The following is a 23,799-nucleotide window of genomic DNA, read 5'->3' on the forward strand; positions in this document are numbered from 1 at the left end:
TTTTTGTAAGAAAATCTATTTTCAGCCCAGTTGATTTTATGAATGGAGCATTGTATTAAGATATATAAGCCCGAGGAAATATGTCAGATTTAGAAGAATCATTTCAAGAACTGGACTGCGACTTTCAGAAATTCTATCAAAGCGATGAATTAAGTGAATTTGCGGAATCAAGTTACCCCATTTTAGAAAGCTTAAAGTCGAGTAGCAAGCATTACTCAGACGAGGAATTCATTGCTCAGGGGGGCGAGAAAAAGATTTTCAAAGTAAAGGATACTCAGGCCGATCGCTTTATCGCCCTCGCACGACCTTTGGATTCAGCTGAACCCCAACAAATTGAATCCTTTCTTCGCGAAGCCCGCATAAGTTCCTTTCTTCAGCATCCCAATATTCTCAGTGTATATGAAATGAGTCTTGACCAAGAAGGCGAGCCCTTTTTTACTATGGAGCTCATGAAAGGTGAAAGCCTCTTAAGTATACTCAATAAAATCAAAGATAATGATGCGCAAAGCATCGAAAAATACCCCTTGCCAAAACGTATTGATATTTTTCAAAAAATCTGCAGCGCGCTTTCCTATGCGCATTCCAAAAATATTCTTCACCTCGATATTAAACCCGCCAACATCCAAGTTGGAGAACACGGAGAAGTCTTACTCTGTGATTGGGGACTCGCTAAAATCATGAAGAATTTCGAAAAACAAAATTCACAAGCCATTGACCTCTCTCAAATCAGCCCAGACCCCTTATTACTCAATGAACATACACTTGTGGGGCAAATTAAGGGAACCCCGGGTTTTATGAGTCCTGAGCAAATTAACCACCAAGAGGAACTGAGCCCCGCTAGTGATATCTATGCTTTAGGTTCATTGCTTTACTCATTACTGACTCATAAAAATGCCTTTGATGGTAGCCACCAAGATATTCTTACTCGCACTCTGGAAGCTCCTCCTCTAGCACCCAGTGTGAAATGTTCCCACAAAGTCCCACGTGCCTTAGAGGCTATCTGCTTAAAAGCCATGTCTCTAATACCCACAGATCGTTATGCTCAACTTGCAGATTTGGAAAAAGACCTCGAACTTTATCAGCAAGGCTACCCCGTCAAAGCCCAGAAAGCGCGACTCTCGCTTTATCTCAGCTCTTGGTTTAAGAGACATAAAAAGACGGTGGGTTTAAGTAGCTTTTTCCTCCTGCTTATCAGCGCCATTATTTTCTTATCTTTCAAGGAAATCCAAGAAGAACGCAATGAGGCCATTAGTGAAAAAGTTCGTGCCGAAGAAAACCTTAGACTCTTTCGACAAGAACAAGCCATTGCCGAAAAAAACCGCCAGCTCTATGAACAGGAAAATAACTTAAATACAGTTCAAGCCGATTACTTTTACGAAACGATCAACAATCTCTATGAGCTTGATAACTACACCGATGCGACTAAGAGAATTAAAGCCATAAATAAACACCTTGAGCGAGAAAAAGATCCCAAACGCTTAGAAAAAATATTTGCCTATAAAGCAGGTTTGTATTTTGTTTTGCAAGATTATTCCCAATGCCTCGAGACGCTCAAGAAAATTGATATTAGCAAGTATGGGAAATTAAAGTCACTCTATGATATCTCACACAATTTTGCTCCTCGCTTAAACAAAAACTCGCGTCTTTCAGGCGAAGACCTCGAGCAACTCGCTTTACGATTCCCTAATCATATTACTAGCATGCTCTATTATACCTATTACTATCACACCATGATGGGACCTAGGAAACCCGAGGAGAATCTAAAAACAGTCAAAGTTCTTCTCAATCGAATCAATTTGCTCACGTCGAAAACTGATCGCCCTATTACGCTCACGAAAAGCCTTGATGCTAGCTATCAACTCGATTTAAGCCATCATAAATACAGTCACTTAGCCATGCCCATTCCCGTGAATCGACGCCAAAGGAATTTGCTTTTAGGCCTCAATGTAAACAAGCTAGATTTGAGCTACAGCAAATTTAATGATGGCACTCAACTTATAGGCTATAATTTAGACGAACTTCATATTCGAGGAATTCATAAAGTCAATAATTTACGCTTACTCACTACGGGTAAAATTAAAATGATTTACCACAACTTAGAGCTCTCAGATCAAGACTTGGCTGAATTATATCCGAAGACTCAATTCCTACGAATCCAGGATTAAGAAGTGCTTATTCTAAGTCTTGTCTAAGTTTATTAATTTCCTTAGCAAAACGCTCTTTCATGCGAAAACGTAGATTATAAACTACTTTTTCCTCAGCCTCCATATATTTAGCGACTTCCGCAACCGATGCCCCCTTGAGGCACATTCTAAAACCTTCTACAGCGAGCTCATCATAATCTTTTGCCATGATCGCAAAAGCTCGATTGGTCAGATAAATTTGCCATTCACTTTTCGCAATTGTTTCAATTTCGGGAAGGCGAATTGAGTTTAAGTAATCTTCATCAAAAGCTTTTTGATCACGCTTAACTTGACGTTTGCCTTGGTCAATAAAATCTAAAACCTCATGTTTAGTGACCACGCTCAAAAAAGCTCGAAAGCTCTTTTGTTCATCGTACGTCATTGTCGGAAGCTTTTTCCATAAGTTCATCATAATGCGCTGAACGATGTCATCTGCATCAGCGGCATTGATATTCATGCGTCGGATAATGGCATAGATATAGCGTTTATAGACTTCAGAAAACTCAGCCCACGCATCATCATTATATTGATCTTTGATACGCAAAAGAAGTGTTTTTCTGGTTTTGTAAATATCGCTCATATAAATCTACCCATAATTCTTATAAAAAATAATACATGGTTTATGGACTTCACTTAACTAAAAAATGTGAATAATTAAAATTTTTCTTAGATTAATTGAGAAAAAGCAGGAAGTCGTTCGGTATTATAATTAATTGATAAGAATTATAAGGCTAGCCATGACCATGAAAACCAAATTATTAAAGATCATACTGCTCTCTTCTCTTGCATTTGTAAGCTACGCCGTAGAGCAAGGTTCATTTGAAGAGAAATCCAATCGTTATAGTTGGGCATGCTCACCCATCGAAGGTTTACCTAATGTACTTCTCGTCGGTGATTCTATCTCTATTGGGTATACACTTCAGGTTCGCCAGTACTTAAAGGGCAAAGCCAACCTCTACCGACCGATGACTGATGATGGCGGTCCACAAAATGGTGGTGATGCGGGTGGTGGTAAACGCAGCCTGAAAAAATGGCTCGGCGATACAAAGTGGGATGTGATTCATTTTAACTGGGGGCTTCATGACCTTAAACGAATGGGTCGAGAAAATGGTAAAAGCGTCAGCCGTGCAGACATTTCACCACGTGTTTCCATCGAACAATACAAACAAGATTTACAAGACTGTATTGATATTATGAATGCTAGTGGAGCTAAGCTAATCTTTGGCAATACCACTGCTTATCCTGCAGGAGTTCAGCCCGTACGCTTACCCGAAGACGCCATCAAGTACAATGCGGCTGCCGCAGAAGTCATGCAAAAGAACGCTATTCCTATAAACGACCTCTATGCCCTCACACATAATCGTTTGGCAGAACTTCAAAGCCCCAAAAATGTTCATTTTACTGAGTTAGGTTCTGCAGTTATAGGCAAGCAAGTGGCCTCTGTTATTTCTAAGCACTTGGGAATAGAAATCACTCTCCCCCTCTATAACACGGCAAAAGAAGCCCTCGATGCAGGTGATAAATTTAAAAAAGAAGAGGAATTTGAGGAAGCTATTGAGGCTTACAAATTCTCTGCCTCACTCGCCCTGAGTCGCGCGGGCAAATTTAGACCACTCAAATACATTTCTGATTTAAGCTACAAAATGCAAGTGTGGGAAGATAATTACGAAGCGAACCAGGCTATTATTGCTTTACCAAGAGCCTCAAATCGAGATCGCGCTATTGCCTATTTACACGAAGCTAAAATGAATGATCAGTTAAATAAACCCGAAAAGACGAAAGCCTCGCTCAATAAACTTAAAGAAATCGAGAAGGATATCCCGCCCTATTTAAAAAATTTATACCTCACATTAAAACAATGCTTAGTTACAAGCATATAAATAGACCTACAGGCTTATTATAAAGTTAATTCATCGTTTAGATGACCATGCAAATAATTTATTTGAACCTTTTTTTTTTAAATGATCAAACAGAATCAAAAGTCGCTAAACAATTCTGTTTGTCTTTAATAAGCTTAAAATAAGGATTAGTACATGACTAAAAAAATACATAATAGCTTTACACTTATTGAACTGCTAGTGGTTATTGCCATTATCGGAATATTAGCAAGCCTGCTACTCCCCTCTTTAAGTAAAGCCAGAAAAACGTCTCTCTCTGCAGTTTGTAACAAGCAGATGAGACAAATTATCATCGCTGAACACATGTACACCTCAGATAACAATGGTGAGTTCGTCTATGTCAGGGATGACAGCGGAACAGGCGTGTGGGATATGTATTTAGCCCAAAATTATATGAATGCCCCCATAAGTGATGCTGTACGCAAACCTGTAAATATCAATATTACTGAAACAAGTCACCCTGCTATTTATAATGCTATGAAAAAAATCATTCTCTGCCCCAATGACACAAAATGGAAAAGCAGTATTGCCGGAACTTTGCGCAGGACCTACGCGAAAAGTATGAGAACTTCTGGTGTTAATACCATTTACGACAATTTAAATATTACAAGTATTGAGAGACCCTCAGAAATATTTCAGTTTATTGAACAACAATACAGCACTAATATCTTAGCAAAAGTTAGTCATGCCGGCTATCTCGATGCTGCACGCTGGCAACTCATGGCAAACGCTCTCCCCAAACTCACTTTTCACAAAAGTTCTCACTATAACTACGCCTTTGTCGACGGGTCAGTACGACTCAAGGAAGCTTTCACCGCCGCCGCCGGTGATCACTGGCGCCCCTAACTTTAGCTTTATTATGAAATTCACTCACATTGCTCTAGTCAGTGCTATTTCTTTGTCAGTACTTAGTGCTTAAGAGAAGCGTACACCACTGAGTTCGATAAATTAGTTAGCCAAGATCTGGGCCCCCTATATTCGAGAGCTCAAATCACTCATAACGATAATATCTACACACTAAAATCGAGGAACTAGCAAAGGAAAAACTGTTCTTAGAGTACTCATCCAACCCGAGGGTGGCAACAATACCGAAGGGACTCTACGACTCACAAAAATTAATAAAAAAATTACTATTTAAAGGAAGTATGTTAATGAATTTATTTAAAAAGCTTACGCTATTCATCCTCTGTACATCAGCATTTTCATTAAGTGCAGAAATTACTGTTTCCAAAATATTTTCCAGTGACATGATGCTGCAAAGAGATAAGGCCGTCACAGTTTGGGGTACTGCCGATAGTGGTGAAAAAATCAGTGTGAAAATTGCTGGTCAAAAACATGAGACTCAGGTAAGTTCTGGCAAGTGGAGTCTAAAACTCGAACCACTCAAAGTTAGCGGGCCGCACAAAATGCTTATTGAGGGTAGCAATAAAATCGAATTCGATAATATCCTAGTGGGAGATATATGGCTCTGCGGTGGTCAATCGAATATGGATTATGATATCCGTTCCTACGTAAACTGGGGAAGAAAACCCCATAAGGAGTACACTTCCATCGTTAATAACTTTGCCTCATACGATCAAATTCGTCTAGCAAAAATGAACAAAATTTCGACTCTTCCCAATCAATACGACGTCCCCTTTGTCGAAGATAAAACCTTCAAAGGAAAGTGGATGAAAGCGAGTGATAATAAGGAGCTTATCTTAGGTAGTTCTGCCGTGGGCTTCGTCTTTGCAAAAAAACTTCAGGCAGATCTAAAAATCCCTATTGGTCTCATCGATGCTAATAAAGGGGGAAGCTTTATCAAATTTTGGGAACCACCCCACGCCCTGAAAGCTCGTGGTGAATCACGTCCTGCACGCAACATGTTTAATTCTATGCTTGGCTCATATGCCCATGGCTTCCCAATAAAAGGCTTTATTTGGTACCAAGGCGAGAGTGATGCCATCAACCTTCAAAAAGCTCAAGAATATGAAAAAACTTTTAAAACCATGATAGAAGGCTGGCGACATGAATTTAAAGACCCAGAAATGCCTTTCCTCTTTGTTCAACTCGCTAGTTTTGAACGAAACCCTTATATGCATGGGATCACTTACCCCGTTTTGCGAGATGCGCAAACGGCTGCACTTGAACTCGATAATACGGGCATGGCCGTGGCCATTGATTTAGGGATGATTCACGATATTCACCCTCCGCAAAAAATTGAAGTCAGTGAACGACTTTTTCTCGCCGCTAAAAAAGTCGCCTATAATAAAGACATCGAATTCAGTGGTCCCCTTTACAAGAGCCATGAAATCAAAGGCAATAAATTCAACGTCAGTTTTGCGCACAGCGCAAAAGGCCTCAAAGCCAAAAGCATTGAACTCAACGGCACTCAACTGAGTGCGGATAAAGTCCAAGGTTTTGAACTCGCAGGGCAAAACCAAGTTTTTCACCCTGCAGAAGCTAAAATCAAGGGAGATAAGGTAGAAGTCACTTGTGCTCAAGTCAAAAAGCCCATTGCTCTTCGTTATGCCTACAAGGGCTTTCCCTATGCCAATCTTTATAACTCAGTAGATTTGCCCTGCTCCCCCTTCCGTACCGATTCCTTTGAAATCAAATTCAATCCGAATGATGCCAAAGTCTATGCTCGCAACCTCTTTCTCTCACCCAAGCTACGCAAAATAAAAATGACTTTGGCACAAAAACGTCAGCTTGTGATAATCCACGATAAACACCTCAATCCAGAAATGGAGAAAAAACGGCAATTGCTTTGGAAAACTCGAATAAATGCCATGAAAAAATATGGTTCTAGTTCGCAAGAAATGATAAAAGCTATTGCCAATTATGATAATTTTTTAAACCCTTTGATAAAAGCTATTGATTCTGAAGTCGTGAATCAGGGCATTTTCAAAGATCAAATATAAAGAGGTCCAATTATGTTAAAAATATCTTTAGTTATAACAATTTTATTGTCCTATTCCAACTTGATGGCAGACCTCAAAGTTCACCAGCTCTTTAGTAAAGGAGCCGTTCTGCAGAGAAACCAAGAAGTACCTGTGTGGGGCTGGGCCAAGCCAGGAGACCAGATTACGATTTCTTTTGCTAGTCAGAAAGAAAGTACGCAAACAGATTCCGAAGGTAAATGGATGATCAAACTCAAGCCCATGCCCGCTTCTAGTGAAAGTCGTTCTATAATAATAAGCGATGGTAATAAGACTCTTAATATCGACGATGTTTTAGTAGGTGAAGTTTGGCTTTGCTCTGGTCAATCCAATATGGATTTTGGCCTTGGTGGTGTTTGCCGTAAGACCAGGAACCCAAAATATCAGCCCATTGCCGATTTCATGAATGAAGAGATCAAAGATATTAATGATACACTCTTTCGTCAAATGACTGTTCGCCGCGAGCTCTCACCACTTAGTGAAAAAGAGAATGTCGCTGGTGCTTGGTACCCGGCTAATCAACGTTTTGTCAAAGGTTTCACTGCGGTAGGTTTTAATTTTGGTCGCGAACTTCGCAAAGAACTCAAAATCCCCGTAGGACTCATCAAATGTGCTTGGGGCGGGACTCGGGTTGAGGCTTGGTTGCCAACAGCGCAATACCAAAGTGATGATGAGCTTAAACAATATTATGATGCGGAGATCGCAAAGCTCAAGGACACCCTTTCCTCTTGGGACAAAGATAAAGTAGCGGCTGAAAACAAAGCCAAAATTGAAGCTCATAAAATAGCTGGAGAGAAAGCTAAAGTGGCAGGTAAAAAACGTCCGCATTATCCGCGACTACAGAAGAACCCAGACGAGAACAACACTCTTCCTTCTACACTATATTATGCGATGATTGCCCCACTCGTTCCCTACGCCATGAAAGGAGCGATTTGGTATCAGGGCGAAGCCAATGCGAGTTTTGCTACAGATCAGTACGAAAAACGTTTTAGTAAAATGATTGAGGGTTGGCGTCAGGCTTGGGATTTGCCTCTAGATTTTTATTGGTGCCAATTAGCTCAGTTTAAAAAAACACTCAAAGAACCCGCTCCAGCAAGCACATGGGTTCAGATTCAGCACCAACAAAGTCTATGTATGAAACTTCCAAATTCTGGCATGGCGGTACTCAATGATATTGGCGACGCAGCCGATATTCACCCCATTAATAAAATTGATGCGGGTAAAAGACTCGCTCTTTGGGCACTCAATAAATCCTATAAGAAAAAAGATGTCGTTCATAGCGGTCCGACTTATAAATCTCACGAAATCAAAGCGAATAAATTCATCATTACTTTCGATAATACGGGTTCCGGTTTAATGACTGCAAAGAAAGTTCTACACCTGCCAGTTGAACAAAGTGATGAAGCTCCTGAGATGTTTCAGATTTGTGGATCAGATGGCGTTTGGCAATGGGCTGAGACAAAAATCATCTCTTCCAATCAAGTTGAAGTGAGTCACCCTAAAATTTCTCAGCCCCTTGAAGTTCGTTATGCTTGGGGATCCAATCCAGAAGGCGCCAACCTTTATAACAAAGAAGGCCTTTCCACAGGGCTATTCAAAACAGATAAGTAGGAACTACAAATTTTTAGTATGCCCGCGGGGGCTCCCCGCCCGCCGGAGGCATTTATATATGGGGCTGGCCCCGAGATAAAATATTAAATAGGAAAAATAAATTTAACTGCCAGTTGAGGGTGGCAACCCTCACAGGGTTCGGGGCTGGCCCCGAGATCTTAGCTCAATTATCAGTATGTTAACCCCACTCAATCTAAAATTTAGCAAAGGAACTCATATGAAACATAATCCAATCAAACTTTTACTTAGCCTAATGCTGACTTGTTCAGCGCTTTTTGCTGTAGAACCTGGTAGTGCTGAAGAAAAAGCCAAAGGAAAAAAGTGGATCCCCACTCCCATTGAAGGAAAACCAAATGCCTTAATCATTGGTGATTCTATTTCCATTGGTTACACCCTACAAGTTCGTGAATTACTCGAAAGTAAAGTCAATGTTTATCACCCAATATTAGCAGGTACTGACCAACCCTGGAATTGCGGCCATACAAGTAGTATAAATGGAGGCCTTGAGCGTATGCTCAAAGGACCAAAGTGGGATGTGATTCATTTCAATACTGGACTCCATGATCTCAAACGAATCAACCGTAAAAAGGGTGCCCGTTCAGATGATCCCAGTGGTCATTTCACTTGAAAAATATCGTGAGGGTCTCGAGAAGATTGTCATACGTTTAAAAGCTACTGGCGCCAAAGTCATTTTCGCCACAACAACTCCCTATCCCGATGGAGTTTATCCCTGCCGCATCCCCGAAGACGCCGTAAAATATAATCAGGTAGCCATCGAAGTTATGAAAAAGCACGACGTGGCTATCAACGACCTCTACACTGCTTGCCTCCCGAACTTAAAAGAATGGCAACAAAATAAAAATGTGCACTTCAATGAAGTTGGAAAACAAAAATTAGCCGAGCTCGTAGCGGAAAGTATAAAAACAGAAATAATGCACTAGAGCCCTTTTTCACTGAAGACTCATCAAATAAATTTTAATCATAAATGTAGATCAGTAATACCAAATCAAGTCTTTTTAAGGCTGTATTTGATAAGACCCGCACATATTGATCTACATTTATGATTTTTTGAATTGATTTCATTCCCTTCTGAAGCAACGATTCGCCAGAGTGTTGCAATGACTTAATAAGCGTATTGAGAATACACTACAGGATAGATCTGTATAGTATAATGAGCTTAGCAAGTTAAACTTAAAAAAACTCATTATGAACCACTATTTAGCAAATGACCCCAATCTCACACGGGGGAAAATTAAGAGAACAAAAAATCATTAGATTATTGAATACTTACTCTCAGTAAGGCTTTACGAAGAAGTTGTAAAGAAGAAGTTAAACCACTGTGGGAACGGGTCAGTTCCCCGTCCTCCCCTGCGACGTCGCTATGTCCGAGGAACTCCAAAAGTGAGTACTCATTTCTGTATTCTGTATGTAAATCAATATAGGAAGAATAGATCACCGATGGCTGACCAATACCTTTTGGACTTTTTGCCATAAAGTTTTGACTATCTTCCCTGTATAATTCATTTTCATCGTTTAATTGATTCAGTTCTAAGCAAACTCTAAAATTTGAAAGCCCTTCTTTTATTGTCGTGTCCAATGAAAAAGATCCATAAATAGAGGCAGACGAAAGTGCCATGACCTCATTGTCTTGCGACGCAATTTTTTGTTCTTTAATCATCTCACGCCATTTGTACCACCAAACGGGGAGTAAAAGCCGGCGCGACAAATTAAAGCCCTGAAAGTTAAACTTTTCCTGATACGCGAGTTGGGGGCTTAAATAAAGTGTTTCTATCAAACGCCCACGATCATCTTCCACCCAAATCGAAATAGCTAGGTCATCGTAATTTAAATCATCCCAAAATTCAATCTCCAAATACGCATCTACGTTTTCGTCTGATCGCTTGACTTTTATTCCCTCACTCAGGTTTTGATATGTTGTTTTGGGATGAGCTCGAAATATTTCTGTCTTGTGGCTTTCCTCATAAGAATAAGACATCATTTTTTGAATAAGGCCGAGATTCATCCAAGAGATAGATAAGAGGAGAGTGAAAAGTCCACAAGCCCATGCAATAGCTTTCAGCTTCTTGATTTTCCAATACGTCAAAAAACGCGATTTTTGCTGAATGACATGAACAATTGCAACAAGACCAAAAAGGACTCCAAAAACAATATGTAATCGCGCATTTAAAGACGAAAAGGGCTGAAAAAAAGCCACTCCCCCTGTAATTAAGATTAGGAGACTAGTCAAAGTCATAAAAATGATGACGAAGCTTTTCATCTTTTATTGATTCCCGTACAGCACCTTGCGGGCATGAGTGGCATATACACCCCTTAAATCATTGGCATAAATCTTGAGTATTTTTTCTCCTAGGCCCTCATAATCTCCAGTTTTGTACAAAGCCCTAGCCAAAATTAATTCACGTAGTGATCCACGACGCTCCATTACATCATTTTTATCAGAGGGGGTCTTGGCGATAGCATCCTCATAATTCATAACTTGATGACCCATAATTTTGTCCTTCTTCAAAAAATCATAGAGCACTTTTTTCACCTCTTCACCCCCAAGTTTTTCGAAGGCAATCGCACAGGAACGCACGTGTGAAAAAGCGGAAGAATTATCCAGTAAAAGAAATTTACTGATGATGAGTTTTGTGGCTTCCTGAGCATTACATTCTGCCAAGGCTATAATTTTAGAATCTAGGTCTGAATAACCTGAACCATGGTTGCCCATACCTTGCATTGACCAACCGTGCTCCCAAACTTGAGTTTTTATATTCTCTAATAAAATCCCTTTCCCTGAGTCATCCCCAAAATATGCTAGAATATGAGCAGCAGGTACAGCCAAATCTGGCTTATTGATTGCTTTCTGCAATTTATCTATCGCCAATTGACGATTTGCGGCGAGAATGAAACATACTGACTCATAAGATTTTGCGAGATCCGCAATCGCTTTATCAAGTTTAGCTTCATCAGTCATTTTTGTATCAGTTTCATATATCCCCTTTATATCAAGGATACCTTTTTTAATCAGTTTTCGTTGCAGGCTTTGGATATTTACATCACGTACATTGACACCATCTCGAAGTGCTATCACGGCAGCTAAACCAGCTGCATAGCCATTATTTTGAATATCTGGTTGCATCCGTATTATTGGAGATGAATCTCGGTCGGCACTGAAACCAATCCCTGCAACTAAAACGTTCTCTACACCTTTCGGTAAAAGCATACGATAAGGAATGTAAGTTCCATAAACCTTTTTCCTGTTGGGAAACCAAAATCTAAAGAGCAAATGATTGGAGTAACCATGTGAATCCCAGTTACTTTTAGAATAGCCTATTGCATCATAGTACATTTTACCGCAGGCAATATCCACTGGCGTAATTTCGTAATCACCAACAATATGACGTCTCTCACGGCTATCTATATGTTGAGCCACATCCCAGTAATCTTTAAACTTTAGACGAGATAAAACATAGGCACGACGACGGTCTAGCATGTCTAAATCATCGACAAAAGTCCAATCAGAGTTTTCATAATCTACACCCGGAGACAAAGGAGAGAGTCCCGTCCCTTGATAACCGAATTCATTCCCATTAATAAATTTGTAATCGGCTCCCGCTAAAATAGCTAAATCGGCATTGCCCGTTGCATCTATGAGATTTTTGCACAGCACCACACCACGTCCTTGAGGTGTCATGACAATGACACCTTTAACAAACTTTCCTTCGACAAGTACACCAGCTCCAATTGAGTGAGTCCATAAAGTCCCGCCTGCTTCTACAAATTCTTTAAACAGCCAATGTGATTTTTTCTGCACATCCCAACTGCGACTATCCCTATTAACTGCGTCATCGACTTCTTTAGTAAAACCAACTCGGTTACCATACCAATACTTACCTATGAGGCCCATAGTTCCCACCCCTCCGAGACTATGATTAGCCTCCACCATCAAGACTTTTGCCCCCTCACGAGCTGCTGCAATACCTGCAGGAGCACCTCCCGTACCACCGCCGACGACCACTGTATCAAATTCGCCTAATACGGCTAGAGTCCCCCCGTCTGTTTGTATAAACTCGGAAGTGCTTTTTAGATTGCCACGGGGTCCATTTAACAATTCTTTTATTTCGCCGAGTTTTTCACTTTCTTGACTTACATTAGCTAATTTCACAGCTTGTCGATCGGCTCTGTTTGCGAGACTTGCCAAAACTTCCTTACTTATAAATTCTGCTAATCTGACCTTCGTATGCGGACGCATTAAAGATTTTGCTAAAGCCTGATCAAGGTTAGCGGCTGGTCCTGCCACAAAGATATAAGGCTGTGATTTTGAGAAGAAGCTCTCTCGGTGGAATTTTTCAATACTGGAAACTTGTTCAGTCGTCAGCTTCTTTTGAGGTAAGCCAATCATTAACTCAGATGAGAATTCTTGATCTTCCTGATATGACTTTAAGCGAAGTTGGTGATCTAAATTTATGAGCTCGGCAAAACTTTCTTCCTTTAAAGTATAAGATGCGCCATACTCATAAACTGCCATAAAAGAAGTTTTTGCTTTCGTATTTTTTTTACTGCGGCTCAAGACTTTTATTTCCCAGTCTAGTTTTTTTGCTTCAGGCCTAGCTTTTCCACCCATAATAAGGCGTTTAAAATCAACACTCTGATTATTCAATGGACTAAAATTAAGTTTAGCTAATTTTGCGAACCACGCATAATGGCTTGCATCAACAATAACTTTTGCTTTTATAGCTTGTCGCCCAGAGCGATTACCAACAAGTGCACCTGCACTGTAACCTTTTTCATCTACTAATAAATCAGTTGCATAAGTCTCGTATAAAAAATCGACTTTGGCCGCAATTAATTTCTTATCAAAGACACTCTTGATATGGTTAGGACTCACAGTGAGTATTGAGTTTTGTCTGACTTTATCATTTTTTGAAATTTTAAATAAATCATTGATCAAAGCTTGATCAATAATTTCCTCAGGTTTTAAATAAATCTTCCCACTTCCAGTAAGGTCACTCCCCATGTAGGAACGGTTCTCTACAATAAATACAGACTTACCCTGTTCTGCTAATTCTAATGCGAGGGCTACACCACAAGTGCTACCCCCAATAATCAATACATCAACTTCTTTCAAAAGCGGGATTTTTCGCGGTGACTCAGTCAGAAAGTCAAGAGCACAAACTTGCAACGAAATAGTGAATAAGAGGACTAAAAATTTCTTCATCGGATATTTCCTATTTATTATAAATGAATTATGTCGGTTTGAGCTCATATATGAAAAAAGGTACAATTCTGCCAAGCATAATTTAAAAAAAATCATTTTTTTATCAAAATCTCCATCTTTTATCGGCAGATTTCACTAAAATCACATATATAAGTAAAAACATCTGTCCGAAGCAAAGCCCCAAATTTTTGGACATAATTGTTTTATAAGGCCAAAATAAAAACTTTATGACTTTTGAACAAATGCTCACTGAAGCTCAGCCCAGGCTCTATGCCTACTTACTCAAACGCATCAGAAAACCTGATGTCGTTAAAGATCTATTGCAGGAAGTTAATATCGTGATCTGGATGAAAAAAAACAATTTCATTGCTGGGAGCAATTTCAATTCGTGGACTTATACAATCGCTCACTATCAACTCCTCAAGTATCTTCAGAAAAATAAAAAATCACCTTTAGTGTTTGATAATGAGCTTATTCAATCATTTAATGATGAGAGCTACGCAGATAAGGATTTTATTATGGCACGAAAGGAAGCTTTAGATAAATGCATGAAACATTTGTCAGATGAGAGCCGTCTTATTATAAATGTACGCTACAGCAAAACTAAATCGGTCAATGAAATTGCTGCTGAGCAAAACAAGTCCCCCAATGCAATAAGCAAAGTCCTGCACCGCAGTCGCCTCTTCTTACTCAAATGCATTTCACAAAATATAGCTGAGGGTAAATCTATATGAATAATAAGAAAGAACTGGAAAAGCTCTTAGAAGCTTTAGTGGACAATCGCCTCGAAAAGGAAGATAATGAACGTTTAAATTTGCTTCTCAATGAGCCTAATCTTCTTAAAATCTATGAGGATTACATCGAGTTACACGCCGATTTAGAGCATAGATCTAAAAAGCCTATCGTACTTAAAAAACAAAAAAAATGGCAGAGAAAAACTTGGGCAGCATCTTTAGCAGCCATTTTAGTCATTGCCTTTATTCTGCAAAAACCAAAAATTCACGGTGAGATTATCAATAGTCGAGAAGCCGTGTGGCAGGATCAGACTTTTATTACTAAAAATAGCTATAAGCTAATTACAGGCATAGCTCAAATCAAGCTGGATAAAGTTATTCTTACCTTGGAAGCTCCACTGGAACTCGAACTTATAAGTTCAAAAAAAGTTCATTTGAAGTACGGTAATTTAGTGGCTCGGGTAAAAAAAGGTGGTGAAGGCTTTGAATTAAAAACCAATAAGGCCAAGATCATTGATTTAGGTACAGAGTTTTGTGTCAATGCTTCAAAAGATAAAACGGAAGTACACGTAAGCAAAGGCAAAGTTTTAAGCCAAGGTTCTGCCCAACAAGTAGAGCTCAATGAAAATCAGGGGATAGTCTATGAAAACAAGATAGAACGGAGAATTCATGCGCAACCTGAACTCTTTGTTCGTGCCCTGCCTGGATCGAGTACTGAGAACCCAAATTATATTCACTGGAGTTTCGACAAGCTTCAGAAACAAGAGGTTTTGAGTCGTTCTCAAGGCTTTGATCCCTACCCCGCTACTATTCACTCAAATCCACTATTCACACCAGGTGTATTCGGTAATGCAATAAACTTTGATGGGGATGATGATTTTTTGAGTACTTCTTTCCCAGGCATAGAAGGACATTCACCGCGAACCATAAGTTTTTGGGTGAAAATCCCTAAAAATGCTCCTATTAAAAATGCCATATCTATGTTAGCCTGGGGCTCATATAAATATCCTGGCAACACTTTTCAAATTTCCTGGAACTGGAATAAAAAAGAAGGGAACTTTGGTGCACTTCGTGCAGGACTCTGGAAAGGACAAATTGTCGCCAAAAACGACCTCAGAGATGACCAGTGGCACCATGTTGCAATCGTTGTTTATGGTGGTTCAAAAGCCGACGTATCTAGCCACATTCTTCTTTATCTAGACGGTGAATTACAAACAACTGCCCAAAAATCTGTATTGCCTATTGCCACCGATACTCAAAGTGACGAGTCCATTAAACTACTCATGGGACGTGATGCAAAAAATTATTTATTAAATAAAGATAATCCAAAAACATTTCTTGGAAGCCTAGATGAAGTTTACCTCTTCGATGCGGCATTAAGCTCCGAGCAAATCCGTTCTCTGCAGAGTAAAAACTCTCTGCACTAATGCCGAAGGCATGGATTAGGACCTTAACTCGTTCCTTCAGAACTCCTATATTTATCACATACGCTAATCCTAGCTCTCACGAGCCAGGCTATGTTAAGCCGTCCCTTCGGGACTCAAATATGAATGCCGAAGGCATGGCTTAACTTAGCCCAATGGCGTCAGCCTTGGGAGATCACAAACCCAAACAGAAGTGAATGCCGAAGGCATGGATTAGGGCCTTAACTCGTTCCTTCAGAACTCCTATATTTATCACATACGCTAATCCTAGCTCTCACGAGCCAGGCTATGTTAAGCCGTCCCTTCGGGACTCTCATTTTACTCTATCTTCTAATCCTAGCTCTCACGAGCCAGGCTATGTTAAGCCGTCCCTTCGGGACTCTCATTTTACTCTACCTTCTAATCCTAGCTCTGACGAGCTAGGCTAAGTTAATACGTACTTACAGCACTCCAATTCAATCTGATTCCTTATCGAAGTAATAACTAATAGTTATTTATTTTGCCTGAGTGATTTTCAGGGTGAAGATATTTTTAGAGAGTGTTTTAGTTGGGTTCAGTTGAGGAATAATGACTTCAATTTCCTTAGCGGTCTTGGCAAAGTTGAATTAAAATGGAAATGAAAAGCTGATTTTACTCAGCTTCTATTATTCTACAGGGCTAATTATGTAGTGATTAATAAGTTTTTTTAAATAAAGTTTGTGTTCCCCTTTTAAGTATAATAATTTAATTTGTGTAGCGGTGTTATTATATTTAGGGGTATCTATATGAAGAAGTTTTTTTTAATCTTTTGTTTTTTACTGACAAGTGTTTATGCAGACAGAGAGTTTCCTGGTATTGAAAATAGTAGGCTGTCATTCGATTTAAGTTCGCGTAGTTCATATTGGAACGAAGCAGATGAGTTGACTCTGCAGCATTTTATTGGTATTGATTTTTATAAAATAATAACTGTTGATGGTGCGGACTTTGGTAGTTTGACTATTCAGCCATTTATCAATCGGATTGATAATGGCTACAGAACTCCTGGAGTTTATGATGACAACCACGACTGGGAATTTTTGTTTAGAACATTTGCTTTAAATATTAATGCGTGGGGAGTTGATAAGCCTTACTTTAAATTGGGTCATTTTGAAATCCCTTTTGGTGGAGAATACAACAAAGATACATTTGGTGATTTACATCAATATGGCCAAGGCCTAAAAATGGGTATGAAAATGGATTGGGGTTTTGCTGTTGGACAAGAACTTAAAGATTGGAATTATGAGTTTGCATTAACAAGAGGTTCAGGTATGAAGTATAGAGACAGAGAGGATCCTTATGCAATTTCTGGTCGAATCGGCACCCTAAACGATGATACGTTTGTTTATGGCCTATCGATTTTTCATGGCGAAATTCTCAAAGATAAAACAACTATTAAAAGAGATGTTCTAGGCTTAGATTTTGAATATTTTTTAGGCAACAAAAGTATTCTTGTTGAGTTGTATGGCGGGCAAGTGGAAGATGATGATTTATTGGGTAGTTTACTTGAATTTAATATAAAAACTTATGATGAAAGAGCTGAGTTTTATGTGCAACACTTTTATCAAAACCTTGAAAATAACACTTATTTGTCTAGCGCCGGATTTGGCGTAAGTTATCAATATAATAATCAGTTAAACCTCAGTGCTCAGTTTATGAAAGAATTTGAGTCTCCCCCGGATGTTCAAGAAGAATTAATAGAATTCCAATTACGTTATAGATTTTAGGAGTCAATCATGATCAAACTTTTTATATTATTTATTGCCGTAACATTTAACTCCGTTTATGGACAAGGTTATTGTGCTCTTCGGCATCCACAAGCAAAAATAGTCAGCCTTTATCCCGATTGTAAAAATTATGAAACGATCATTTCTACCGTTGATGATGAAACTCGCTTAACTGTTGAAAAACACCTTGGGTTCCCACTTTATTTTTATGAAATTGGAAGGCATAACTTGTATGCGATTAAAAAAGACTCACAACCACTCGGTATAATTCATTCGAGGTCCGAAAAAAGTCAATGGGGTTTAGTAGAAATAATATGGGCATTAGATTTGGAGCTCAACATTTGTAACTTCGATTTTCAACGTTGCAGAACAAGTGCAAAAACAAAGTTACTCGAAAGTGAATTTAAAAAATTGTTAGTTAAAAAGGATTTTTTTGAATTAAAAGAATCCTTCCATGAATTTGCCAACAGTGATTTATACAAAACTTTAAATACGAATGAAAAAACTTTGGCAAATATAATGTTCAAGTCTGCTATCAAAACTATTGCTTTAACTGAGGCCTCATGGACCAAGCAAATTGAATCATTGCGATTAAAAAAACTCACTAATAAGGATTTGAAAGATATCAAATTCACAAATAGCACCAATACTTTACCTAATACAAGGCTTGATTTTTTTAAAGGAATTGAAAATCAAACCTACTTTAAATTAACTGATGATAAAGCTGAGACTTCGTGCATTGGCACCTTTGAAAATGAAAAATTTAAAATTTTATACATTGGTTTATTTGAAGAAAAACCATATGATTATAAAAATATTTCAAAATTAGAAAAATCACTTAATGATTTAAAAATAAAATTATAAACTAATGAAGATTAGCTTCTACACGATCATACTTGTCATATCGTGTACATTAGTCGGCTTTACTTCGGTTGGAATTGTCTTGTACAATTCTAACAAACTTAATATTCAACAGCAAAAGATTCAGACTTTAGAAAAAGAATTTCTACGCACAAAAGAAACTACTATTTTACTAAACCAATGGTTGATGTCTCTCGATTTATATCTTATTAACCGTCAAGCTTATATTTATGATAGTCTTGCAGCTCAATCTGAAGCTATTCAGTTTTTAACTACACAATTTAACGTTAAGAACGACCTTAAAGATCTTAGTAATAAAATCAATAGAGTTATTAGATTATGCTCTAATGTACATAGTCCAGGCAGGCGTAGCCTAAATGATAATGAGTGGAATGAAATTATTTCTCAGAGTGATGTAATCACTCAAGATATATATTTACCTTTAGAAAAACATCAAAAAGCTCTCTCTAATGAAATTTTAAATTACAAAAGTAAAATTGAGACTAGCCAAGTAGTCTTTAAGAGGACCATATTTATTTGTCCTACCATTTTCCTGCTATTTGCATTTTTAATGATAAAATGGTCAAATAGTACAATCGCTAAGCCCATAAAATTATTAAAAGAATTAGCTCTTAATGAAGAGATTTCATCAGATAATTTCCCCTATGAAAACCCAATAGAATTAAAAAGTCTTGCCGAAATACTAAGCAAACATGTAAAGGATTTAGAAAAAGCTAAGGAATTTGCTTGGACCAAAGCTAAACAAGCTGAACATGCAAATACGCGAATTAGCAACATAATGGAAACGGCTGCCGATGCAATTATCTGTACAGATTCTAAGGGGCAAATAATTCAAATGAATGCTGCATTTAGAGAAATTAGTTCCGTGAATGATGAAGCTATCGAAAAAGGCCTTTCATGTTATGATTTTCTTGATGGAATTCAGTTTGAGAATTATGAATTTGATGGAAATGAAGTTTCAGTTAAACAAACTTTACTTAAGGACTCTAAAGGTGAGCAGATAAAAATTGAATTATCCCTTAGTAAATTTAACATTGATGATGCGACATATTTTACTTTAATATTTAGAGATATTAGAGAAAGAGAAAAAATGCAACAGCAACTACTACAATCTCAGAAATTGGATTCAATCGGCATATTGGCTTCCGGTATTGCTCACGAAATTAATACACCAGTTCAATATATAACTAATTATAGTTTGTTTTTGCAAGACTCATATTTAGATATTATGACTTACTTAGAAAAATCAAATAACTCTGATCCATCAGAACTAAAAGAACTATATGATGAACTTGATATAGACTTTATTAAAGAAGAAGTTCCTTCTGCTCTTAAGGGGAGCTTAGAAGGTTTAAGTAAAGTTAGTGAAATTGTAAAATCTATGAAAGTCATGGCACACCCATCTCAAGCGAAAAAAGTGAGTTATAGCATAAATTCTTTATTAAAGGAAGCGGTAGTTTTATCCAAAAACCAATGGAATCAATTTGCGGATATTAAAATGTCGTTTGACGAAGATTTACCAGAAATATTGTGCTATCCAGGCTATCTTTCTCAAACCTTCTTAAATATTATTATAAATGCTTCACATGCAATTGAAGCACAAATAAATACACAAACCATAAAAACTCAAGGAACTATTACTATCAGTACCAAATCCGAGAACAATCACGTTATTATAAAGTTTTCTGATACCGGCATTGGCATTAGTGATAAAATTAGAACAAAAGTTTTTGATCCATTTTTTACGACCAAAGATGTTGGAGTTGGAACAGGACAAGGCTTAGCCCTATCACATGATTTCATTGTGAATAAACATCTTGGCAGTATTGATTTTAAATCAAATAGAGGGCAAGGTTGTACATTTAAAATCATTTTACCAATCTCATAAAGTTTCATTGAAAAAGCATATCAACTTCTTTTAAATAGATTGACAAGACAATATAATTTTGTGATGTATATGATGTAATCTTAAAAAGAAATTAGAGTTATTTTCTCTTTGCGCTCATAGGCTACAAATAAAAAGAGCTCTGAAAGTTTCAGAGCTCTTTTTTTAGTGATTGATAGTTATTTTATTTAGCTTTCGTCACTTTCAGTGTGAAAATATCCTTACAGGGTAGTTTAGTTGGGTTCAGTTGAGGAAGGATAACTTCAATGCCCTTAGCGGTCTTGGCAAATTTAAGTTGTCCTTCTACACCAAGCATGGTCACTTTTGTATCAGAGCTTACTTCAATATCGCGGATCTCAATCTTACCACTATCTGGCCAGACGGGAAGAAGCCCGTAAATTGTATCTGCTTTCTTAGTGAAATAGAGCTCTTTGTGGGCATTGCCGGGCTTAGGTTCTAGGGTCATTTCATAGATTGGGAAACCGGATTTAAAATCAGATGCAGTGAATTTGGGTAGTGTTCCTTCACTCCATTGGCAAGCCTTTTTCCAAACAACGCTATCATAAATAGCTTCACCATTTACTTCTAACCATTTGCCCATATCAATTAAACGATTTTGCATAACAACTGGAATACGGCCATCACCTGTTGGACCAATATTGAGAAGTAAGTTACCACCGCGACTTACGAGGTCAACGAGCATAAAAACGAGCTTACGAGTGCTATTATACTGAGTGTAATCTTCGTTGCGGTTGAAACCAAAGGAATGGCCCATGCCACGGTTTTCTTCCCAAGGCTTATCAATGCCCTCGAAACCCGAACCATACTCCGTGGTAAAATAGCCACCATGCTTACCGCGACCCTTGCCCCAACGATCGTTAATAACCACTTCATCACGATTCATGGCTCCATTAAATAATTGAGCTAGGAGTGGTTTAGTTTGCCAAAAGTTGTCATCAGCCCACCAATCACCATCCGAGAAAATGAGCGCTGGTTTATATTTTTTCACGAGCTCACGAAATTGTGGATACATGACTTCACGTACATATTTATTATGCTTTTTCATGTCAATATATTTAGCTTTCTTTTTGATATCAATGCGGTCGTCATATGGATTGAACCAATCCCAGATTGAGTAGTAATACCCCATCTTCATACCACCCACAGAGCGCACGGCATCACCAAGTTCTTGGCAAAGGTCGCGGCCAGGCCCCGAATCAACTGTATTCCAAGGCATGCCAAAAGATTTACTAGCTTCTTTATTGGGCCAAAGGGTGTAGCCATCATGGTGCTTGGCAGTTAACACAACATATTTTGCCCCTGATTTCTTGAAGATATCGGCCCATTGATTCGGGTCGAACATTTCACAGGTGAATTGCTCGCGGAAGTCTTCATAGCCAAAATCTTTGCCATAGACGCGATTGTGGAATTCGTTAACTTTGAGGTGACGAGACATCTTGATTTCTTTCTTGCCCACGGGCTTAACTTTAAGTGCATTCCAGTACCATTCAGCATAAGTTCCATGGGGAGCAAAAGCTGGAACTGAGTAAAGTCCCCAGTGAATAAAAATACCAAATTTAGCTTTATTGTACCAAGCTGGGACTGGACGCGAGTCCAATGAATCCCAGTCGGCGCTATAGCGTTCTTTCATGGGTGAAGCCGCAAATCTCTTAGAGATTTCTAATGCCTTGCGTCGGTCTTCTTCATCGTAGTCCCAGAAATCTTCGATAATTTCATTAAAGGGGAATTTCTTATCGTCTTCTTTATAATCCGCACGCATCTGCTTGAGTTGATCTTTGAGTTGCTTGATGAGTTCGACGTTTTCTGACTTATCATAAACATTATTCATCTCACTTGGATCCTTAACTAAGTCGTAAAGTTCCCATGCCGGAGGTGTCAGAGGCTCATTGGACCATGATGAACCATAGAACATAATTAGCTTGTGAGTCTTTGTGCGAATGGCAATATGAGCTGGGTTATCATGGTGGAACATGTTCATCCAATAATGGTAATAAGCTGCTTGCTTTGTGCTGGCGTTTTCTTTTCCAGTCTCCAATTCATCTTTAAAGCTGCTGCCCTGCATGTATTCAGGAGTTGCGACGCCCGCAAAATCCAACATTGTGGGAGCAAAGTCCACGTTCTCATTAATGAAATCGTACTTTGAACCCGCTTTAACACTCTTAGGATAACGAATAATCATCGGCATGCGCATGGTCTCTTCATAAGCCCAGCGTTTGTCAATGTAGTCGTGCTCACCGAGCATAAAGCCTTGATCACCAGTGTAAATAATAACTGTATTATCGTAGAGACCTTCTTTTTTAAGATAATCCACAACGCGTTTCACATTGTCATCGACACCCTTGACACAACGCAAATATTTTTTGATATAAGTTTGGTAAGCTTGTTTCTTATATTGTTTATCACTTAGTTCTTGACTAATGGCTTCATCAGGAAAAACTTTACTCAAATCTAAACCCATATTTCTACGAGGGTTACGCTTGCCAATTGATGTACCAATTTTATGAATTAATTCATCATTGTGACCACGAGTAGCAATTGAGCCATGATTACCACGCTCCCACATATTGGCTGGTTCGGGGATGACGGCATCCTTTAGATAGGAGTCATAACGCGGAGCATTTTCAAACATATCATGAGGTGCTTTAAAATGATACTTAAGGAAGAAGGGTTTAGTTTTATCGCGATTCTCTAGATAATCTAAAACGGAATCGGTGATGCAATCTGAGCTATGTCCTTGCATTTTCACCATGCCTTTTTTACCCGTTTCAAAAAAACTAGGATCAAAATACTTACCCTGTCCTTTCAGTACTTTGTAGTAGTCAAAGGCATCGGGTCGATCGTGTAAATGCCACTTACCAATTACGGCCGTACTATAGCCCGCTTTTTTCATTTCTTGTGCAAGGTATTGCTTTTCTTTCGGAAGTGAATCCGCAAGAATGGGAGCTCCATTCACCGCACTATACTGACCGGTCATAATTGAAGCCCGACTCGGGGTGCAAATACCATTTGTACAAAAAGTGTTGCTGAGTAAAGCACCCTCTTCTGCTAAGGTATCGATGGTTGGAGTGGGGTTAAATTTAGCGAGGCGCCCACCATAAGCTCCTATGCCTTGTGTTGTGTGATCATCAGACATGATGAACAAGATATTAGGTTGCTCTGCTGCGATCGCCGCAAAACTTCCCGCTGCAAAGCTCAGTTTAAGTAAAAACTTAGCAAATTTCATTGTATTCTCCGTTTATTATTTGATTCAGTTCATCTAGGAGACGAAGAGCCATAA

The 23,799-nt window shown here is 38.6% G+C and carries 16 protein-coding genes; 12 read left to right on the forward strand and 4 right to left on the reverse strand.

The window, feature by feature from the left end; all coding sequences use genetic code 11:
- Nucleotides 1–80: 80 nt before the first annotated feature.
- Nucleotides 81–2,165, forward strand: a complete 2,085-nt coding sequence (locus LNTAR_RS00755; protein ID WP_007276689.1) for a serine/threonine protein kinase — start codon at nt 81–83, stop codon at nt 2,163–2,165.
- A 7-nt stretch (nt 2,166–2,172) separates the two neighbouring features.
- On the opposite strand, the gene LNTAR_RS00760 is transcribed toward LNTAR_RS00755, so the two are convergent.
- A complete protein-coding gene (locus LNTAR_RS00760) occupies nt 2,173–2,763 on the reverse strand; it encodes an RNA polymerase sigma factor (RefSeq protein ID WP_007276690.1) in 591 nt (196 codons plus the stop codon).
- 163 nt (nt 2,764–2,926) lie between these two features.
- On the opposite strand from LNTAR_RS00760, the gene LNTAR_RS27635 reads away from it, so the two are divergent.
- The 6 genes from LNTAR_RS27635 to LNTAR_RS26880 all read left to right on the forward strand — a co-directional run bounded on the left by LNTAR_RS27635 (nt 2,927) and on the right by LNTAR_RS26880 (nt 9,554).
- Nucleotides 2,927–4,063 carry an SGNH/GDSL hydrolase family protein gene (locus tag LNTAR_RS27635; protein ID WP_007276691.1) on the forward strand — a complete coding sequence of 379 codons (1,137 nt, stop codon included), beginning with the start codon at nt 2,927–2,929 and terminating at the stop codon, nt 4,061–4,063.
- 153 nt (nt 4,064–4,216) lie between these two features.
- The gene (locus LNTAR_RS00770) at nt 4,217–4,927 is read left to right on the forward strand and encodes a type II secretion system protein (RefSeq protein ID WP_007276692.1); all 711 of its coding nucleotides are present in this window, start codon (nt 4,217–4,219) and stop codon (nt 4,925–4,927) included.
- 305 nt (nt 4,928–5,232) lie between these two features.
- Nucleotides 5,233–6,984: a sialate O-acetylesterase gene (locus tag LNTAR_RS00775; protein ID WP_007276693.1), complete on the forward strand. Its 1,752-nt coding sequence runs from the start codon at nt 5,233–5,235 to the stop codon at nt 6,982–6,984.
- A 12-nt stretch (nt 6,985–6,996) separates the two neighbouring features.
- Complete coding sequence (locus LNTAR_RS00780) at nt 6,997–8,613, forward strand: sialate O-acetylesterase (protein WP_007276694.1); 1,617 nt, start codon at nt 6,997–6,999, stop codon at nt 8,611–8,613.
- A 217-nt stretch (nt 8,614–8,830) separates the two neighbouring features.
- Nucleotides 8,831–9,241, forward strand: coding sequence for a hypothetical protein (locus LNTAR_RS26875; protein WP_007276695.1), 411 nt, complete (start codon nt 8,831–8,833; stop codon nt 9,239–9,241).
- The gene (locus LNTAR_RS26880) at nt 9,225–9,554 is read left to right on the forward strand and encodes an SGNH/GDSL hydrolase family protein (protein ID WP_162026333.1); all 330 of its coding nucleotides are present in this window, start codon (nt 9,225–9,227) and stop codon (nt 9,552–9,554) included. Before LNTAR_RS26875 ends, LNTAR_RS26880 begins: the two co-directional genes overlap by 17 nt.
- Nucleotides 9,555–9,889: 335 nt before the next feature.
- Here the strand turns inward: LNTAR_RS26880 and LNTAR_RS00790 are convergent, their stop codons facing one another.
- Together LNTAR_RS00790 and LNTAR_RS00795 are read right to left on the reverse strand one after the other, a co-directional pair.
- Nucleotides 9,890–10,891, reverse strand: a complete 1,002-nt coding sequence (locus LNTAR_RS00790; protein ID WP_007276697.1) for a hypothetical protein — start codon at nt 10,889–10,891, stop codon at nt 9,890–9,892.
- Nucleotides 10,892–10,894: 3 nt separating this feature from the next.
- Complete coding sequence (locus LNTAR_RS00795) at nt 10,895–13,834, reverse strand: FAD-dependent oxidoreductase (RefSeq protein WP_007276698.1); 2,940 nt, start codon at nt 13,832–13,834, stop codon at nt 10,895–10,897.
- Between the two features lie 227 nt (nt 13,835–14,061).
- Between LNTAR_RS00795 and LNTAR_RS00800 the strand changes: the two genes are divergently transcribed.
- The 5 genes from LNTAR_RS00800 to LNTAR_RS24805 all read left to right on the forward strand — a co-directional run bounded on the left by LNTAR_RS00800 (nt 14,062) and on the right by LNTAR_RS24805 (nt 20,504).
- Nucleotides 14,062–14,568 carry a sigma-70 family RNA polymerase sigma factor gene (locus LNTAR_RS00800; protein WP_007276699.1) on the forward strand — a complete coding sequence of 169 codons (507 nt, stop codon included), beginning with the start codon at nt 14,062–14,064 and terminating at the stop codon, nt 14,566–14,568.
- A complete protein-coding gene (locus LNTAR_RS00805; protein ID WP_007276700.1) occupies nt 14,565–15,995 on the forward strand; it encodes a LamG-like jellyroll fold domain-containing protein in 1,431 nt (476 codons plus the stop codon). Before LNTAR_RS00800 ends, LNTAR_RS00805 begins: the two co-directional genes overlap by 4 nt.
- Before the next feature lie 761 nt (nt 15,996–16,756).
- The gene (locus LNTAR_RS00810; RefSeq protein WP_007276701.1) at nt 16,757–17,734 is read left to right on the forward strand and encodes a hypothetical protein; all 978 of its coding nucleotides are present in this window, start codon (nt 16,757–16,759) and stop codon (nt 17,732–17,734) included.
- A 9-nt stretch (nt 17,735–17,743) separates the two neighbouring features.
- Nucleotides 17,744–18,598, forward strand: coding sequence for a hypothetical protein (locus tag LNTAR_RS00815; protein WP_007276702.1), 855 nt, complete (start codon nt 17,744–17,746; stop codon nt 18,596–18,598).
- 79 nt (nt 18,599–18,677) lie between these two features.
- Nucleotides 18,678–20,504 (forward strand): ATP-binding protein, encoded by a 1,827-nt coding sequence (locus tag LNTAR_RS24805; RefSeq protein ID WP_007276703.1) that lies wholly within the window; start codon nt 18,678–18,680, stop codon nt 20,502–20,504.
- A 181-nt stretch (nt 20,505–20,685) separates the two neighbouring features.
- Here LNTAR_RS24805 and LNTAR_RS26420 read toward each other — a convergent pair whose 3' ends face one another.
- Nucleotides 20,686–23,745 carry an alpha-L-fucosidase gene (locus LNTAR_RS26420; RefSeq protein WP_007276704.1) on the reverse strand — a complete coding sequence of 1,020 codons (3,060 nt, stop codon included), beginning with the start codon at nt 23,743–23,745 and terminating at the stop codon, nt 20,686–20,688.
- Nucleotides 23,746–23,799: the final 54 nt, after the last annotated feature.

This window comes from Lentisphaera araneosa HTCC2155 (assembly GCF_000170755.1).
GTDB lineage: Bacteria > Verrucomicrobiota > Lentisphaeria > Lentisphaerales > Lentisphaeraceae > Lentisphaera > Lentisphaera araneosa.

Coding starts and splice junctions, on each gene's coding strand:
- LNTAR_RS00755 (WP_007276689.1), top strand. CDS start 81: ATGTCAGATTTAGAAGAATCATTTCAAGAACTGGACTGCGACTTTCAG.
- LNTAR_RS00760 (WP_007276690.1), bottom strand. CDS start 2,763: ATGAGCGATATTTACAAAACCAGAAAAACACTTCTTTTGCGTATCAAA.
- LNTAR_RS27635 (WP_007276691.1), top strand. CDS start 2,927: ATGAAAACCAAATTATTAAAGATCATACTGCTCTCTTCTCTTGCATTT.
- LNTAR_RS00770 (WP_007276692.1), top strand. CDS start 4,217: ATGACTAAAAAAATACATAATAGCTTTACACTTATTGAACTGCTAGTG.
- LNTAR_RS00775 (WP_007276693.1), top strand. CDS start 5,233: ATGAATTTATTTAAAAAGCTTACGCTATTCATCCTCTGTACATCAGCA.
- LNTAR_RS00780 (WP_007276694.1), top strand. CDS start 6,997: ATGTTAAAAATATCTTTAGTTATAACAATTTTATTGTCCTATTCCAAC.
- LNTAR_RS26875 (WP_007276695.1), top strand. CDS start 8,831: ATGAAACATAATCCAATCAAACTTTTACTTAGCCTAATGCTGACTTGT.
- LNTAR_RS00790 (WP_007276697.1), bottom strand. CDS start 10,891: ATGAAAAGCTTCGTCATCATTTTTATGACTTTGACTAGTCTCCTAATC.
- LNTAR_RS00795 (WP_007276698.1), bottom strand. CDS start 13,834: ATGAAGAAATTTTTAGTCCTCTTATTCACTATTTCGTTGCAAGTTTGT.
- LNTAR_RS00800 (WP_007276699.1), top strand. CDS start 14,062: ATGACTTTTGAACAAATGCTCACTGAAGCTCAGCCCAGGCTCTATGCC.
- LNTAR_RS00805 (WP_007276700.1), top strand. CDS start 14,565: ATGAATAATAAGAAAGAACTGGAAAAGCTCTTAGAAGCTTTAGTGGAC.
- LNTAR_RS00810 (WP_007276701.1), top strand. CDS start 16,757: ATGAAGAAGTTTTTTTTAATCTTTTGTTTTTTACTGACAAGTGTTTAT.
- LNTAR_RS00815 (WP_007276702.1), top strand. CDS start 17,744: ATGATCAAACTTTTTATATTATTTATTGCCGTAACATTTAACTCCGTT.
- LNTAR_RS26420 (WP_007276704.1), bottom strand. CDS start 23,745: ATGAAATTTGCTAAGTTTTTACTTAAACTGAGCTTTGCAGCGGGAAGT.